Source organism: Pseudomonas bubulae (assembly GCF_900618535.1).
GTDB lineage: Bacteria > Pseudomonadota > Gammaproteobacteria > Pseudomonadales > Pseudomonadaceae > Aquipseudomonas > Aquipseudomonas bubulae.
Window position 1 is genome coordinate 309,326 of sequence record NZ_UYJA01000006.1, and the last position, 13,832, is coordinate 323,157.

The window sequence follows — 13,832 nt, forward strand, 5'->3', positions numbered from 1 at the left end:
GATACGGGGGAGGTGAAATCAAGACACCGATATACTGTACATAACCACAGTAAATACGCCAAGCCAAAATATGCATTTATGCATATTTGGGCCGACCAGCGGTAGTGATCACTATTCCAACGCTACGGCTCTGAGCTGCCACTGGGGTCACCATGAATGCTGGTACTTAACAACCGAGGTTTTCCAGATTGCCGGGGCGATTCACCTCTGTGATCAAAAACCGCCGCTGGTCATTTGCAGATAATGTGAGCCCGTCACAATGAAACGCGAGCCCGTGTCCTCGAATGCAAGCCCATTTGCAATTAATGTGAGCCGGAGCATTTGGCTGGTTGCAGTTAATGTGAGCCAGAAATGCCGCTGAATGCGAGCCCGCGTGTTTTCAAACGCGAGCCGCTACAGGTAGTTGCCTTCTTTTCGATGTTTACTGACGAAGAGCATATGTGGGGGGTCGTGAGTAGCGTCAGTGCATTCAACGGCGGAGAAATGTTTCGCCTGAATGCTGTAGTTCATAGCGCAATATCGGCTGACAGCACTTTCAGTCTATTGACTATGGCCCGCTCTCATCAGGCAGCGCGGGTGTCGGCGTTGTTCTTCATGGTGCCGCTATTGGCATCGGTAATGGCGAACTAATTGCTCGATGAGGTCATGCCAGGGTTGGCATGGCATGGCGTGGAATGGTTGTTGCTGTGCTGGGGGTTTGGCTCGCTGAGGGAGTGACGTTGAACATGACCCGACACCAAGCAGTTCTCGATTGGTGGCAGTCAAGCGAAGACCTCGCCAACCACTCGAAACAATGAACGATGGCATAACCCGAAAAAATCGCAGCGAACAAAACAAAGGGCCTGCACGAGGAGTCTCATGCAAGCCCTTGATTTGTTTGGTGCCCGAAGCCGGAATCGAACCGGCCCGTCATTATGAACGGGGGATTTTAATTCAAAAAATTTATTTTTTAAAAACAGTAGGTTAGATCTGTGTCTGTGTATGTTTCGCAGCGAGACGGTGCCAGGACCCTGAAGGCCATTGCTTCTACGTGATCAAAAATAAGTGCTGTGAAGAATGCCCGTCAAAAATCATTTGGTTGGGTTGCCTTTTTGCCGCCCCTTTGACGGATGTAAATCTCGGTCATCACGACCGTTGTATGCCCCAGCTGGCCACTGAGCCTGAGTCGTATCTCGGCGGTGTGCTTATTGTATTGCCGGTGGTGCTGACCGGTGATGAGCAGGGAGTCCAACTCTGGAGCTGAGTCCTAAGAGGATCGTGTTTGTAGCGATTTTTATCAGCCGTTGCTGGTGTGTGGTTTTATATTGTAAATGCATTTACAATTATTTTGACCCTACAGACGCAAGGCAAAGGCCATGGAAATCAAAGAGTCTATTGAAATCAGATCGACCCCCGCGCAAGTGTTCCGCTTGTATAGGGATGCGGGACGGTGGGCTGACTGGGACCCAGAAGTGAGTAGTGCCAGCTTGCCTGGCGGTCTCAAGTTGGGAGCCAAAGGTTGGCTTAAACCCAGGGTAGGGCCCAAGGCTGGCATTCAGATTGTTGAGATGACCGAAGAAAAGTCGTTTTCGGCGCAAAGCCGTTTGCCGTTATGTCGCATGGAATTCGGGCACCTGCTCACGGAAAAAGAGGGGGGCACTGTCGCAACTCACTGGGTTGAATTCTCCGGGCCATTGAGCTTTCTGTTTCGATACCTGATAGGTAGATCCATCCAGGCAGCGTTACCCAATACGATGCAGGGGCTTAAGAAGTCCAGTGAAGCCCGGGCAAGCTCCCTATGAGTGTGAGCAAGGACGGCGTCGAGGAGAACTGGAGTGGTTCTGCCTTCGCGGGGCCAAGCGACAGCCCTGGATTCAGACTCTGGCGCGACTTTTTGGACTGGCAGCGTCAACTTAATGTCCGCTTGAAGCCCTTGGGGCTTACCCAGCCACAGTTCGCTATCCTGGCTGTAAGTGGTTGGCTGACTAGAGAGGGCGAGCAGGTGACTCAGCATGGAATCGCCAGTTTTACCGGTATGGATCGCATGCATATTTCGCAAATCATATCCCGCCTGGGTAAGGACGGGCTTATTGAAAAGCAAGTGAACCCGCAAGATCATCGCGCAAATCTGGTGTCACTTAGCGAAGAGGGCCACCGACGATTGCGTGCTGCTATGCCGATTGTTGAAGGCTTCGACAAAGAGTTCTTTCTAACGCGCAACACCTGATTACCTGTCTGGAAATCAGGTGTGATAACCCCCGAGCCCGGCCTAGTGCTGGGCTTTGTGTTTGCGCAGGAGAATGACGCCCGTTTTGGCAGGAAGACAGAGAAGGGGTAAAAAACAGAATCGCGGAGCGGTCTGTTTTTTTGCGGTGAAAAAACAAAGGGCCTGCACGCGAATCGCATGCAAGCCCTTGATTTGTTTGGTGCCCGAAGCCGGAATCGAACCGGCACGTCCTTACGAACGGGGGATTTTAAGTCCCATGCGTCTACCAATTTCGCCATTCGGGCGGTAGCGCTATAAAGCGGGTCACGAAGGAAGGTGCTTTAACAAAGAAAGTACTCAAGAGCCTGCGCAACAGGTGGACGAATATATAGAGCCTGCGCTCATGAGGCAAGGTCGATAGTGTCCATTGTGGTACATTTTTTTTCTCCGTGCCTGGGTAAAACCGTCGAAAAATCATAGATATATGCACCACGCCGGGGGTGTCCCCGCTGTGTTGAGGGTATTTGCAGCGCTGTTGCGGCGCGTATTCCCGAGTAGGCTAGGCTGCTTGCACAGCTGGGACATGAGTGGGCGTGATGAATACGAGTGTGATTTACGCATTGGCAGCGGCAGCGCTGTTCGGGGCCAGTACGCCATTGGCCAAGCTGCTGGGTACCGAGGTATCGCCGGTGATGCTGGCCGGGCTGTTGTACCTGGGCAGTGGCTTGGGTTTGCTGTTGGTGCGCTGTGTACGCGATCGGGGCTGGAAGCCCTCGGGTCTGGGTGCCGGTGAATGGCCCTGGCTGCTCGGCGCAATTGTATTTGGCGGGATCCTGGGCCCCGTGGCGTTGATGTTCGCTTTGACCCTCACCAGCGGGGCGACGGCTTCGTTGATGTTGAATCTTGAACCAGTGCTCACGGCACTGCTGGCCTGGGTGGTGTTCAAGGAGAACGCAGACCGGCGAATCGTGCTGGGGATGCTGGCAATCATTGCCGGCGGCGTTGTGTTGTCCTGGCCATCCGGGGCATCTGCGGCGGTGTCGCTTTCCTGGCTTGGGCCATTGGCGGTGGGGTTTGCCTGTTTCTGTTGGGCGGTCGATAACAATCTGACGCGCAAGGTATCTGCTTCTGATGCGCTGTATATCGCGGGCGCCAAGGGCCTTTTCGCGGGGTTGGTGAACTGTGCGATTGCATTGGCTTTGGGGGCAAAGGTTCCGTCGTTTGGGGTACTGAGCCCGACCCTGCTGATCGGTTTCCTGGGCTACGGTGTCAGCTTGGTGCTGTTTGTCCTGGCATTACGCGGCCTGGGGGCGGCGCGCACCGGGGCGTACTTTTCAACGGCACCTTTTCTGGGGGCGGCAATTTCCATTGTGCTGCTGGGCGAGTCGGTATCGCTGCTGTTCTGGCTGGCTGCTGGCTGCATGATTGTCGGGGTCTGGCTGCATCTGACCGAGCGCCATGAGCATGAGCATTTACATCAGCCGCTGGAGCACTCCCATCGCCATACCCACGATGAACATCACCAGCATGAGCATGCCGCAGATATTCCTGCGGGCAAGGCTCACAGTCATGCACATCAGCATTCGGTCATCAGCCATAACCATCCGCATTTCCCGGATATCCATCATCGCCACCGGCACTGAGCCATTGCGTTTTAAACCCTGATTTCAATGGAGCTATGGATCGCGCATGTTTGAACATATTGACTTCAATTACCTGCTGGCAACGTATGGTTACCTGGCCATTTTTATCGGCTGTTTGCTCGAAGGTGAAACCATTCTGATCCTCGGGGGGATGGCGGCACACCAGCATGTCCTCAAGCTGTTGCCGGTGATTGGTTATGCCAGTCTGGCGGGGATGCTGGGTGATCAGTTGTTGTTCTGGCTCGGGCGTTATTTCGGTGCTCGCCTGTTGCCCCGCCTGCACAAACAGCAGGCCGCTATTGATCGCGTGACGCAGTTGATTGGCCAGTATCCGACGGTGTCCATTTTTTCGGTGCGGTTTTTGTATGGCATGCGCCTGATCGGGCCCATGGTGATCGGTGCCAGCAAGGTCTCGCCATTGAAGTTTCTCTGCATCAATGCCGTGGGCGCGGCCGTGTGGGCAACGCTGTTTGCCAGTGGCGGCTATTGGGCCGGGGAGTTTCTCGAAGGCGTACTGGGCGACCTTAAGCCCTATCGCTTGCCGATTGCCCTGGGCGTGGTCGCATTGATGGTGGTGGTGGCCGTTGCCCGTCACTACAGGGCGAAAACCAGGGCGAAAACCAAAGCGGTCAAATCACTTTGACAGCCCGGCCAATAAACTGGATCGGCCCTGTCGGCTTGCCTGTTGTCGAACCGTTGGGGCCTTCCAGGGTCAGCTCGAAAAGTTGATTGGGCGACAGCGGCGGCAGGCGATCCAGTGGCAGTGACAGCACTTGTCCCGGCTTGACCAGCCCCAGGGACACCGGCCCGGCCCAGTCGTCGGCCTTGGTCCAGAACTCCAGGGCCTTGTCGCCGGGCACTTGCGCGACGCCAAGGGGGATCAGCTGGATGTGTTCACGATCGTTGGCCTGGATGACCCAGCCGGGTGCCTGACTTTGTGGTGCCACCAGAACCACCACATAGGCGGGCGGTGAGATGGCTGGGGTCACGGACCACAATGCCACGCCCAGTGTCAGCGTTGCGGCCAGGCCTGCGGCCGTCAGGCCGCGCCACAATGGCAGAAGGTTCCACCAACCAGTACGGGCCTGTGTTGGCAGGGCTGGGACATTCAGGGCGTTCAGGCTGCGCTCGATTCTCGGCCACAGCTGCTCTGAAGGCTGTTGCGCCGGGGCAAGGTCGTTGAGGGGCAACAGTCGCGCTTCCCAGCGATCGACTGCGGCCTGCAGATCAGGCTCATGGGGCAGGCGTTGCTCAAGCGCACGCCGTTGTTGCCCATTGAGCGTGCCCAGCACGTATTCGCCCGCCAAGGCATCGAGATCGGCCGGGTCGCTATTGTCAGGTGTAAAAGTCATCCCATGCACTCGCGCAAGGCGCTCAGGCTGCGTTTGATCCAGGCTTTTACGGTGCCCAGAGGGGTGTCCAGTTTGTTTGCAATTTCTGCATGGGTATAGCCGTCAACATAGGCATGCACAATGCAGGAGCGTCGGGCCGGGTCGAGTTGCTCAAGGCAGCCGTATATGCGCTCGCAGCCATCCGGCCATTGCAGTGGGTCCTGCGTCTGGTGGCGCCCGTCGAGAGTGGCCAGAGGTTGCAAGGCCAGTTCGCTGCTTTCGCTGACTTGAATTTCCAGGCGAGTGTCGCGCCTGCAGTTCAGGGCCAGATGCCGGGTCAGGCTGAAAATCCAGCCTCGTGCAGAACCGCGCCCGGGATCGAAGCTGGCGGCGCGCATCCAGATTTTGATAAAAGCGTCATGCACGATGTCCTCAGCCAGTGCGCTGTCGCGGGCAATGCGTTTGGCTACCCCCAGCAAGCGCGCGCTTTCCTGGGCATACAGGGCCACCAGCGCCTGCTGCTCGCCGCGGGCGCAGGCCAGCAGGCAGGCTTCATAGTCAAATAGTGGCTCAGGTAGTGTCACTGTGTTCCGCCGTTGCAGATGGGACATCTCCGGTCATTGCCCGGTCTCCATCGAAGCAGCGTAGACGATGTAACGCATTAGCGGCTGGCCCAGAAAATGTAATCGGCCTGGTATGGCACTACTTGTCGCTGGCCCTTGTTGGCGGCTGTGCAGGCGCTGGCAGGTGCCGCACCGCCCTTCAGTGCCACACGCTGGATGTAACTCACACCGTTCATAGCACCTTTGCCCTCTGCAGGATTGGCCTTGACCAGTTGATAGGGCAGGTTGCCAGCCCCGGCAGGGGCCACTGCGAGCTGGGTGCCGGTGACTCTGGAACCGTCCAGGGCTTGCCAGGTCGCGGGCGGGCCAAAGTAGCTACCAACTTGTTTACCAGTTGTGTCATTGAGCTGAGCTTTTGGGCCTACAAAAAACCACTCCATTTCGCCTGGAGTGCTGGCTTTTTCTTTGCACTCATATGTGATTTCGCCTACACCAACTGTTGTCATTGCCATCTTGTGGCCGTCGGGAACTCTAATGTTTTCGGGTAAATTCGACTGTGCCCAGGCGCCCTGGGCTGCCACCAGCAGCATGGCGGCAAGTGTCAGGCTGGCATGGCTGATCAAAGGTTTTGCGTTCATGTTCCGATCTCCTGATGGGATAACAGCACGCTGCTGTTACGGGTACTACCCGCAGCAGGAGGATTTGGATGCAGTTGCAAAAAATAAACTTGAAAGGCAAAGTCCGGGAACCCGGTTGCGTGACGGATCCCTTGGCCTAAGCTTGGGAATACAGGCTCAACGCCAAGGGTTTCAAGGCATTGGCAGCACGTTCGCGAAGCCGGTCCGATAATAAAAGGAGATCTGGATGTTTATCCGTTTATTGATCCTTGCTTCTGTGCTGGTTGCAGGCACGGTGCAGGCCGTTGAAGTTCCAAGCCCGCTTGAACAGGACCGCGGCAAGTTTCGCCCGCTGGTAGTGGTCGCCCGTGCAGATGCCGACCCAACCCTGGTCAACCTCAAAAAAGCCCTTGAAGATCCGGCCAACAAGCAGGCTTTTGACCAGCGCAATATGGTGCTCTATACGATTGTGGGCATTACAGGCAAACGCGATGGCAAGGACCTTGAACCCCAGAGCACCATGTCGCTGATTCGCGGGCTCAAGCCGGGGATGATTATCGACAAGGCCAAAGTGATCCTGATCGGCAAGGATGGGGAAAAGAAAGTCGAGACAGTGGGGGATGTTGACCTGGCCGAGCTGTTTAAAACCATCGATGCCTTGCCCGCTGCCGAAAAGGAAACCCAGGCACCGGTTGCGGTGGAGACGCCGGCCAAGGGCGCAGCCGCTGGCAAATCGACAAAGCCCGCCAAACCGGCAAAAGCGGCTCAGACCCTGGATGACTGAACACCAGCCAAAAAAAAGGCCCGCTGGGGGAAGCGGGCCTAAATGGGATTCACTAAAGGAGTGGATCCAATCTAGGCGCAGCGATGTGAAAGTGATGTGAAAATTGCGCAGTCAAATCATTTGATCGGGCAAATGTGTGTGGTCAAAATAATGGCCATCTGTAGCGCAATTCCGGCTCGGTAATCCGATAGTGTGAACACACCGCTCACCAGACTGCCGGATAACAAGATGCCGTTTTCCCTCGAACTGATTTCTGCCTTCGCACTCTTTGCCTTTGTGTCGTCCATCACCCCCGGCCCCAACAACACCATGCTGCTGGCATCGGGGGTCAACTTCGGCTTCAGGCGCACCATCCCCCATGCTCTGGGCATCAGCTTCGGCTTTATGTTCCTGGTGCTTGCGGTTGGATTGGGGTTGGGGGGTGTATTCAAGGCCGTGCCCATGGCCTACACCGTTTTGCGTTATCTGGGGGCGGCGTACTTGCTGTATCTGGCGTGGAAAGTCGCCACTTCGGGGCCGGTGTCCGAGTCGGGTGCGGCCCAGGGCAGGCCACTGGGCTTCTGGGGCGCGGCGGCGTTTCAATGGGTCAATCCCAAGGCCTGGGTGATGGCCATTGGTGCAATCACCACCTACACGCCGTCTCAGGGTTATATCGCCAACGTGTTTGTCATCGCGCTGGTCTTCGCCATCATCAACTTGCCCAGTGTCTGCGTGTGGGCCGGTTGCGGCAGTGCGTTGCGCAATGTGCTGACCCGGCCCAAGTGGCTGCTGGCATTCAACCTGACGATGGCGATTCTGCTGGTGGTGTCGCTGTATCCGATTCTGTTTGATGTTCATTGAGCCATTCCTGGCTCAGGGTGGCGGTGTCACCCAGGTACTCCAATAGCCAGCTCATGGCCGGGGAATGGTTGTTCTGTGCCCAGGCAATGCACGAAGGGCTGGCCGGAAAGGGTCGCTGCAGGCTCAGCGCAAGCAGTTGGCCCTGGTCGATCAGTGGCTGGGCCAGATGGGCGGGCACCATGCCGACACACAGACCGTCGCTCAAACAGGCCAGCCCCGAAGCCCAGTCGGGCACCATCATGCGGCGCTGGTTATCCAGGGTCCAGGTGTCCCGTTTGGGCAGGCTGCGTGAAGTGTCATCCATGCACAGTGCAGGGTAGGGGCGCAGGTGCTCATCACCCAGCAATCCGCCAATGGACGCCAGCGGATGCCGCGGGCTGGCGACGCACAGCCAGTGCAGAAAACCCATGTCGCGAAAGGCAAAGCTCCCCGCCACTGGCACTGCACGGGTGGCTCCGATAACCAGATCGGTGCGGCCGTCTACCAAGGCATCCCACACACCGTTGTACACCTCGTATTGAACAATCAGTTCCACGTCGGGGAAATGCCGGTAGAAGTCGATGACCATCTGCTGGCAGCGCGGTTTTTTGATGATTGAATCCACGGCCACCCGCAACTGGCCGCTCCAGCCATTGGCAACCTGCTGGCAAAGGCGGCGGGTGCCGAGCATTTTTTTCATGACGTCGCGGGCTTCTTTGACAAACATCCGCCCGGCAGGCGTGAGTTCCACATCCCGGTGACGACGTACAAACAGCGGTACCGCCAGCCATTGCTCCAGTTGGCGCACGGTGTAGCTGACGGCGGAGGGAACGCGGTGCAGTTCCTGGGCTGCGCCACTGAAACTGCCGTGGCGGGCGACTGCATCAATTACATCCAGGGAGTATTCAGACCACATGGGTTTGCCTTCAAAAAATTCGATGCCAGTTGGCAATTATTATCGCTTCACAAGCAAATCCTCAGCTGGATAATGCGCGGCAGTCAACAAATTGTTTGATGGCAAGTTTTTGGGTGCACATGAAAAACACTTTTGGTTTTACCTGTTATCTCGCCGGGCTCAGCATGCTGGGCTACCTGGCAATGGATATGTACTTACCGGCATTTGGCACGTTGCGCAGTGAACTGGGGCTTTCAGCCGGTGCGGTGGGCGCGAGCCTGAGCATCTTTCTGGCCGGGTTCGCGATCGGCCAGTTGCTCTGGGGGCCGTTATCGGACCGCCTGGGGCGCAAACCGGTGTTGTTGGCGGGGTTGTCGCTGTTTGCCCTGGGGTGCGCGGGCATGTTCTGGGTGCAGGACAGTGTGCTGCTGTTGAGCCTGCGGTTTATTCAGGCCATCGGCATTTGCGCGGCGGCAGTAACCTGGCAGGCGCTGGTCATCGACCGATACCCGCCTGACCAGGCCAACCGCGTGTTTGCCGGGATCATGCCGCTGATGGGACTGTCACCGGCACTGGCTCCTTTGCTGGGGGCCGTGGTACTGAGTCACCTGGGCTGGCAAGCGATTTTTGCGGTATTGCTGGGCCTGGCGGTGTTACTGATCGTACCCACGTTGCTGCTCAAGGAAAAACCCCGTGTGGCGCCAAAGGCAGTTAAAACCGGGGTGAGCTATTGGCACCTGCTGTGCACGGCTAAATTCAGTGGCAACGTCATGATCTTCGCCGCATGTTCGGCCAGCTTTTTCGCCTGGTTGACGGCCTCACCCTTTATTTTGGGCGATATGGGTTATAGCCCAAGCGATATCGGTTTGAGCTACGCGCTGCCTACTGTGGCATTTATGGTGGGTGGTTACAGCTGTCGCAGCGCGTTGCAGCGGATCAGTGGGCGGGCGTTGTTACCCTGGTTGCTGGTGGCTTACTGCGCAAGCATGGTCGGGCTGTATGGGGTTGCGACCCAGACCGTGCCGACGCTGACCACCTTGCTGATCCCGTTTTGTTTGATGGCGCTGGTTAACGGTGCGAGTTATCCGATTGTTGTCGCGAGCGCACTGATGCCATTTTCGGAGAACTCAGGCAAGGCGGCGGGTTTGCAAAATACATTGCAGCTTGGGTTGTGCTTTTTGGGCAGCCTGCTGGTGTCGACCTTTATCAGCCAGCCGCTGCAAATCACGGTTGAAGTAATGCTGGCTACGGCGCCGCTGGCGGTGCTGGGGTATTTTATTCAGCGACGCAAGGTGAAGGCGCAGGCATTAGTGGCGTCTTGAGGGGCAGGTCGCCCCGGTGATTTCAGCTCAACGAAAGCGCCGGATATCAATCCGGCGCGTCAGTCAAATCCGGCTATACGCTTGCACCCCCCATTCCAGCTAGGCCATTTGGACGATGTGCCTGTGACTCACCAGTCCGATTATCGAAGGAAGGTTCTGGACGCCTCGCCGAGGAGGCAGCCAGAGCATCCACGATAATAAAAAGAGGACTGGCTGCATGAACTCTGCCCAGCAACTGAATCGTGCAGCGAGGCATCGACCATGCGCTCAATAATTGGCTATCTGGTTTGCCTGATCGTCGCTGTCACCATCGCGTTTACCTTCTCTCCACGTCATGCCTCCGATGTCGCTTCGGCCCAGTTGCGGCCCGATCGTCTGCAAATCAACGGTATGTTGTATCTGGATAAGCGGGTGGTAGCCGTCGGCGAGCGCGGCAATATTTTGCTCAGCGACGATCAGGGGGGCTCGTGGCAGCCAGCGACGGTCAAGCCGCAGCGTGATCTGACCCTTACCGCACTGGTGGCGCTGCCGGATAAAAGCCTGCTGGCGGTCGGCCATGATGGCTGGATTGTGCGCTCCGAAGATGAAGGCGCCAACTGGTCAGAAGTGCGCTTCGACGGCGAAATCGCCGAGCCTTTGCTGGGCATCTGGAGTGCCGGCGGCAATCGTGTCCTGGCGTTCGGCAGTTTCGGCAAATTTTACCAGTCCGGGGATGACGGTCGCACCTGGCAAGCCCAGCCGCTGGAGGTGGATAGCGCTCACCTCAATGGCATGGATGGCGGAACAGACGGTCGCCGCATGGTGGTCGGCGAGCAAGGGCTGGTGCTGCGCAGCGACGATGCCGGGCACAGCTGGCACAAGCTCGAGCCGTTCTATAACGGCTCGCTGTTTGGTGTGGTACGCCTGAGCCCCGATCGTTGGGTGACCTATGGCATGCGCGGCCATGTGTTTGTCAGTCAGGACTTCGGCCAGACCTGGGAACCGGTAAAAGTCGGCAATCAATTGCCGCTCTACGGCCATGTCCTATTGCCCAACGACGGTGGCCTGCTGATTGTCGGTGCTGGCAGCTCGGTAGTACGCCTGGACGGCAAGGGTGAACTGGTCAGCGCTACGCGCTTGCCGGGGCTGGGTACTTTGACTTCGGCGGTAATGGTGGGCTCACGGCTGCTGGTAGGCGGCGAGCGCGGTGTGTTCCAGGGGACTGATGGCGGTGTTGCTGCCCTTGGAGGTGCCCGGTGAGCAGTGAAAACAGTGTTGTAAATCGCACGGTCGAGCGTATTGCCGACTTGCTGATCGTCTGGCGCAAGAGCCTGTTGGCGCTGTTTGTATTATTGACCCTGGCCCTGGGTTACAGCGCCACACACACGCAACTGGACCCGGGCTTTAACAAGCAGATCCCGGTGCGCAATGCCTTTATGGTCAACTTTCTCAACTTCAGCCAGTACTTCACGGGGGCCAACCGTTTTCTGGTCAGTGTGAAGTGGAAAGGCGAAGGCGATATCTATAACCGCCAGTACCTGGAAACCCTGCGCAAAGTCACGGATGACGTGTTTTTTATCAATGGTGTGAGCCGTGCCAGTGTGACGTCGCTGTTCACCGCCAATGTGCGCTATATCGAAATCACCGAGGACGGTTTTTTCGGCGATGTGGTGATGCCACCGCGCTTTACCGGCACGGTCGAAGACTTGTCCCAGGCCCGCAACAACGTCGCCCGCTCCGGACAGGTCGGGCGTCTGGTGGCCAATGATCTGACCTCGTCGATGGTGCGCGCCGACCTGCAGGACATGAACCCGCAAACCGGCAAATCGGTGTCCTATGCCGAGGTGGCCCAGCGGCTGGAAGATATCCGTGCCAAGTACAGCAATGATGATATCGAGATCAACATCGTCGGCTTCGCCAAGCTGGTGGGGGACGTGGTTGAAGGCCTGACGACGGTCATCGGCTTTTTTGTGATTGCCTTTGTCATCACCGCGTTGATGCTGTGGGTCTATTCACGCTCATGGCGCCTTACGGTGGTTGCGCTGGCCGTGGCGCTGCTGCCGGTGGTCTGGCTGTTGGGGTTGCTGCCGTTGCTGGGGCTGGGGATCGATCCGATGTCGATTCTGGTGCCGTTTCTGATCTTCTCGATCGGCGTCTCCCATGCGGTGCAAATGACCAATGCCTGGAAACAGGATGTACTGGCGGGCAGCTCTGCGGTGCAGGCTGCGCACGGCGCTTTTTGCAAGATCTTCATCCCGGGTTCGCTGGCGTTGCTGATGAACGCCCTGGGTTTCGGCGTCATCATGCTGATCGACATTCCCATCGTGCATGAACTGGGCGTGACCGCATGCATCGGGGTGATGCTGATGATCATCACCAACAAGCTGATGCTGCCGATCATCCTGTCGTATCTCAAGCTTGAGCCGGGGGCGATGGCCCAAGGGCTCAAGGTGCAGGGCAAGCACGCGCTGTGGTGGCGGCTGTCGGCGCTGGCCGAGCCAAAACCGGCGCTGGCGGTGTTTGTGGTCAGCCTGCTGCTGCTCGGTGTCGGTGCCTGGAAGGCCCGGGATCTGGCAGTGGGCGATATCGGCGTGGGTGCGCCGGAGCTGCGCGCCGATTCGCGCTACAACCAGGACAACCAGAAGATCATCAACAGTTATTCGATTGGCCTGGATGTGATGTCGGTGTTCGTGCAGGTCAAGGGCATCGAAGAAGGTTGCCTGGCGCCGCAAGTGATGCGCGCCATTGAATCATTCGACTTCCAGATCCGCAGCGTGGCGGGTGTGCAGTCAGTGCAGAGCGTGGCAGGCATGGGTAAAGCCGTGATTGCCGGCAATAACGAAGGCAACCCGCGCTGGTCGGCGATCCCCGGTTCCGAGCGCGGCCTGAGCCAGGGCTCTCGCGCTTACATGCCGGACGACGGCCTGGTGACCGAAGGCTGCCAGCGCATGCAGATCCTGGTGTTCCTCACCGATCACGAAGGGTCGACCGTGAGCCATGTAGTGGACGAAACCCAACGCATCATCGGCGGCTTGCAAGGGCCAAACGTGGAGTTTCTGCTGGCCGGTGGCAACGTGGGGGTGATGGCGGCGTCCAACGAAGCGGTCAAGCAGGCCGAGGTGGTGATGCTCGCGGCGCTGTTCGGTTCGGTGGCGCTGTTCTGCTGGCTGACCTTTGGTTCATTGCGCGCGGTGCTGTGCATTCTGGTGCCGCTGGCCATCGTCGCGATCCTGTGCAACGCCCTGATGGCGACCCTGGGCATCGGCCTGAAAGTCGCGACCCTGCCAGTGATGGCACTGGGTGTGGGGGTGGGAGTCGATTACGGGATCTATCTGTACGAGCGGATTGCCCATGAAATGGCTGACGGCAAGGATCTGCGCACGGCGTTCTACCAGGCCATGTGCCAACGGGGTACGGCGGCGGTGTTTACGGCGCTGACCATGTCCATCGGCGTGTGTACCTGGGCCTTTGCTCCCCTGAAGTTCCAGGCTGATATGGGTGTACTGCTGTCCTTCATGTTTCTCGTCAACGTGCTCGGCGCAATCTTTTTGCTACCGGCGCTGGCGGCCTGGTTCAATTTGGCACGACCGTTGGTCAAGGTCAAAACCCGCCCGGCGCAAGCGACCGCCGGGCATTATCCGCTCAAGCCGAGCGTTGCTGCGAAGGACTCTTCAAACCGCTGAAGCAGACAGCT

14 protein-coding genes and 1 tRNA gene are annotated in these 13,832 nt (G+C 57.8%); 10 read left to right on the forward strand and 5 right to left on the reverse strand.

The features are described from left to right. Positions 1-351: 351 nt before the first annotated feature. The 3 genes from PPTH39_RS21670 (at position 352) to PPTH39_RS21685 (ending at position 2,206) form a co-directional block, all read left to right on the forward strand. Positions 352-630: a hypothetical protein gene (locus tag PPTH39_RS21670; RefSeq protein ID WP_130872448.1), complete on the forward strand. Its 279-nt coding sequence runs from the start codon at positions 352-354 to the stop codon at positions 628-630. 725 nt (positions 631-1,355) lie between these two features. Continuing rightward, entirely contained in the window at positions 1,356-1,781 is a 426-nt protein-coding gene (locus PPTH39_RS21680; RefSeq protein ID WP_095018644.1) for an SRPBCC family protein, read from the forward strand. Then, complete coding sequence (locus PPTH39_RS21685; RefSeq protein ID WP_095018645.1) at positions 1,778-2,206, forward strand: MarR family winged helix-turn-helix transcriptional regulator; 429 nt, start codon at positions 1,778-1,780, stop codon at positions 2,204-2,206. The genes PPTH39_RS21680 and PPTH39_RS21685 overlap by 4 nt, the downstream gene beginning before the upstream one ends. Before the next feature lie 197 nt (positions 2,207-2,403). Here PPTH39_RS21685 and PPTH39_RS21690 read toward each other — a convergent pair. Beyond that, positions 2,404-2,490: transfer RNA gene (locus PPTH39_RS21690), tRNA-Leu, on the reverse strand. Between the two features lie 291 nt (positions 2,491-2,781). On the opposite strand from PPTH39_RS21690, the gene PPTH39_RS21695 reads away from it, so the two are divergent. Then, on the forward strand, positions 2,782-3,828 hold the full coding sequence (locus PPTH39_RS21695) for an EamA family transporter (RefSeq protein ID WP_095020707.1): 1,047 nt from the start codon (positions 2,782-2,784) through the stop codon (positions 3,826-3,828). A gap of 46 nt (positions 3,829-3,874) precedes the next feature. Then, positions 3,875-4,471 (forward strand): DedA family protein, encoded by a 597-nt coding sequence (locus PPTH39_RS21700; RefSeq protein ID WP_095003319.1) that lies wholly within the window; start codon positions 3,875-3,877, stop codon positions 4,469-4,471. On the opposite strand, the gene PPTH39_RS21705 is transcribed toward PPTH39_RS21700, so the two are convergent. From PPTH39_RS21705 to PPTH39_RS21715, 3 genes are all read right to left on the reverse strand, one after another. Further along, positions 4,458-5,180 (reverse strand): anti-sigma factor, encoded by a 723-nt coding sequence (locus PPTH39_RS21705; RefSeq protein ID WP_095020706.1) that lies wholly within the window; start codon positions 5,178-5,180, stop codon positions 4,458-4,460. The two genes, PPTH39_RS21700 and PPTH39_RS21705, sit on opposite strands and share 14 nt — an antisense overlap. After that, on the reverse strand, positions 5,177-5,743 hold the full coding sequence (locus PPTH39_RS21710) for a sigma-70 family RNA polymerase sigma factor (protein ID WP_095018709.1): 567 nt from the start codon (positions 5,741-5,743) through the stop codon (positions 5,177-5,179). Before PPTH39_RS21710 ends, PPTH39_RS21705 begins: the two co-directional genes overlap by 4 nt. Positions 5,744-5,820: 77 nt before the next feature. Continuing rightward, the gene (locus tag PPTH39_RS21715; protein ID WP_095025410.1) at positions 5,821-6,360 is read right to left on the reverse strand and encodes a DUF3455 domain-containing protein; all 540 of its coding nucleotides are present in this window, start codon (positions 6,358-6,360) and stop codon (positions 5,821-5,823) included. 226 nt (positions 6,361-6,586) lie between these two features. Between PPTH39_RS21715 and PPTH39_RS21720 the strand changes: the two genes are divergently transcribed. Then, positions 6,587-7,123, forward strand: a complete 537-nt coding sequence (locus PPTH39_RS21720) for a DUF4174 domain-containing protein (protein ID WP_095018690.1) — start codon at positions 6,587-6,589, stop codon at positions 7,121-7,123. A 228-nt stretch (positions 7,124-7,351) separates the two neighbouring features. Further along, the gene (locus tag PPTH39_RS21725) at positions 7,352-7,963 is read left to right on the forward strand and encodes a LysE family translocator (RefSeq protein ID WP_095020704.1); all 612 of its coding nucleotides are present in this window, start codon (positions 7,352-7,354) and stop codon (positions 7,961-7,963) included. Here the strand turns inward: PPTH39_RS21725 and punR are convergent. After that, the gene (gene punR / locus PPTH39_RS21730) at positions 7,899-8,858 is read right to left on the reverse strand and encodes a DNA-binding transcriptional activator PunR (RefSeq protein WP_095020703.1); all 960 of its coding nucleotides are present in this window, start codon (positions 8,856-8,858) and stop codon (positions 7,899-7,901) included. The two genes, PPTH39_RS21725 and punR, sit on opposite strands and share 65 nt — an antisense overlap. Before the next feature lie 119 nt (positions 8,859-8,977). Here punR and punC point away from each other — a divergent pair, with 119 nt between their 5' ends. The 3 genes from punC (at position 8,978) to PPTH39_RS21745 (ending at position 13,821) form a co-directional block, all read left to right on the forward strand. Beyond that, positions 8,978-10,159 carry a purine nucleoside transporter PunC gene (punC, locus tag PPTH39_RS21735; protein WP_095026752.1) on the forward strand — a complete coding sequence of 394 codons (1,182 nt, stop codon included), beginning with the start codon at positions 8,978-8,980 and terminating at the stop codon, positions 10,157-10,159. Positions 10,160-10,420: 261 nt separating this feature from the next. Next, entirely contained in the window at positions 10,421-11,398 is a 978-nt protein-coding gene (locus PPTH39_RS21740) for a WD40/YVTN/BNR-like repeat-containing protein (RefSeq protein WP_095023740.1), read from the forward strand. Beyond that, positions 11,395-13,821 carry an efflux RND transporter permease subunit gene (locus PPTH39_RS21745; protein WP_130872449.1) on the forward strand — a complete coding sequence of 809 codons (2,427 nt, stop codon included), beginning with the start codon at positions 11,395-11,397 and terminating at the stop codon, positions 13,819-13,821. Before PPTH39_RS21740 ends, PPTH39_RS21745 begins: the two co-directional genes overlap by 4 nt. Positions 13,822-13,832 lie beyond the last annotated feature (11 nt).

Excerpts from the sequence above, each read along its gene's own strand:
- PPTH39_RS21685 (WP_095018645.1), top strand. The coding sequence starts at position 1,778 with ATGAGTGTGAGCAAGGACGGCGTCGAGGAGAACTGGAGTGGTTCTGCC.
- PPTH39_RS21670 (WP_130872448.1), top strand. The coding sequence starts at position 352 with ATGCCGCTGAATGCGAGCCCGCGTGTTTTCAAACGCGAGCCGCTACAG.
- PPTH39_RS21725 (WP_095020704.1), top strand. The coding sequence starts at position 7,352 with ATGCCGTTTTCCCTCGAACTGATTTCTGCCTTCGCACTCTTTGCCTTT.
- PPTH39_RS21740 (WP_095023740.1), top strand. The coding sequence starts at position 10,421 with ATGCGCTCAATAATTGGCTATCTGGTTTGCCTGATCGTCGCTGTCACC.
- PPTH39_RS21695 (WP_095020707.1), top strand. The coding sequence starts at position 2,782 with ATGAATACGAGTGTGATTTACGCATTGGCAGCGGCAGCGCTGTTCGGG.
- PPTH39_RS21720 (WP_095018690.1), top strand. The coding sequence starts at position 6,587 with ATGTTTATCCGTTTATTGATCCTTGCTTCTGTGCTGGTTGCAGGCACG.
- PPTH39_RS21705 (WP_095020706.1), bottom strand. The coding sequence starts at position 5,180 with ATGACTTTTACACCTGACAATAGCGACCCGGCCGATCTCGATGCCTTG.
- punC (WP_095026752.1), top strand. The coding sequence starts at position 8,978 with ATGAAAAACACTTTTGGTTTTACCTGTTATCTCGCCGGGCTCAGCATG.
- PPTH39_RS21700 (WP_095003319.1), top strand. The coding sequence starts at position 3,875 with ATGTTTGAACATATTGACTTCAATTACCTGCTGGCAACGTATGGTTAC.
- punR (WP_095020703.1), bottom strand. The coding sequence starts at position 8,858 with ATGTGGTCTGAATACTCCCTGGATGTAATTGATGCAGTCGCCCGCCAC.
- PPTH39_RS21680 (WP_095018644.1), top strand. The coding sequence starts at position 1,356 with ATGGAAATCAAAGAGTCTATTGAAATCAGATCGACCCCCGCGCAAGTG.
- PPTH39_RS21715 (WP_095025410.1), bottom strand. The coding sequence starts at position 6,360 with ATGAACGCAAAACCTTTGATCAGCCATGCCAGCCTGACACTTGCCGCC.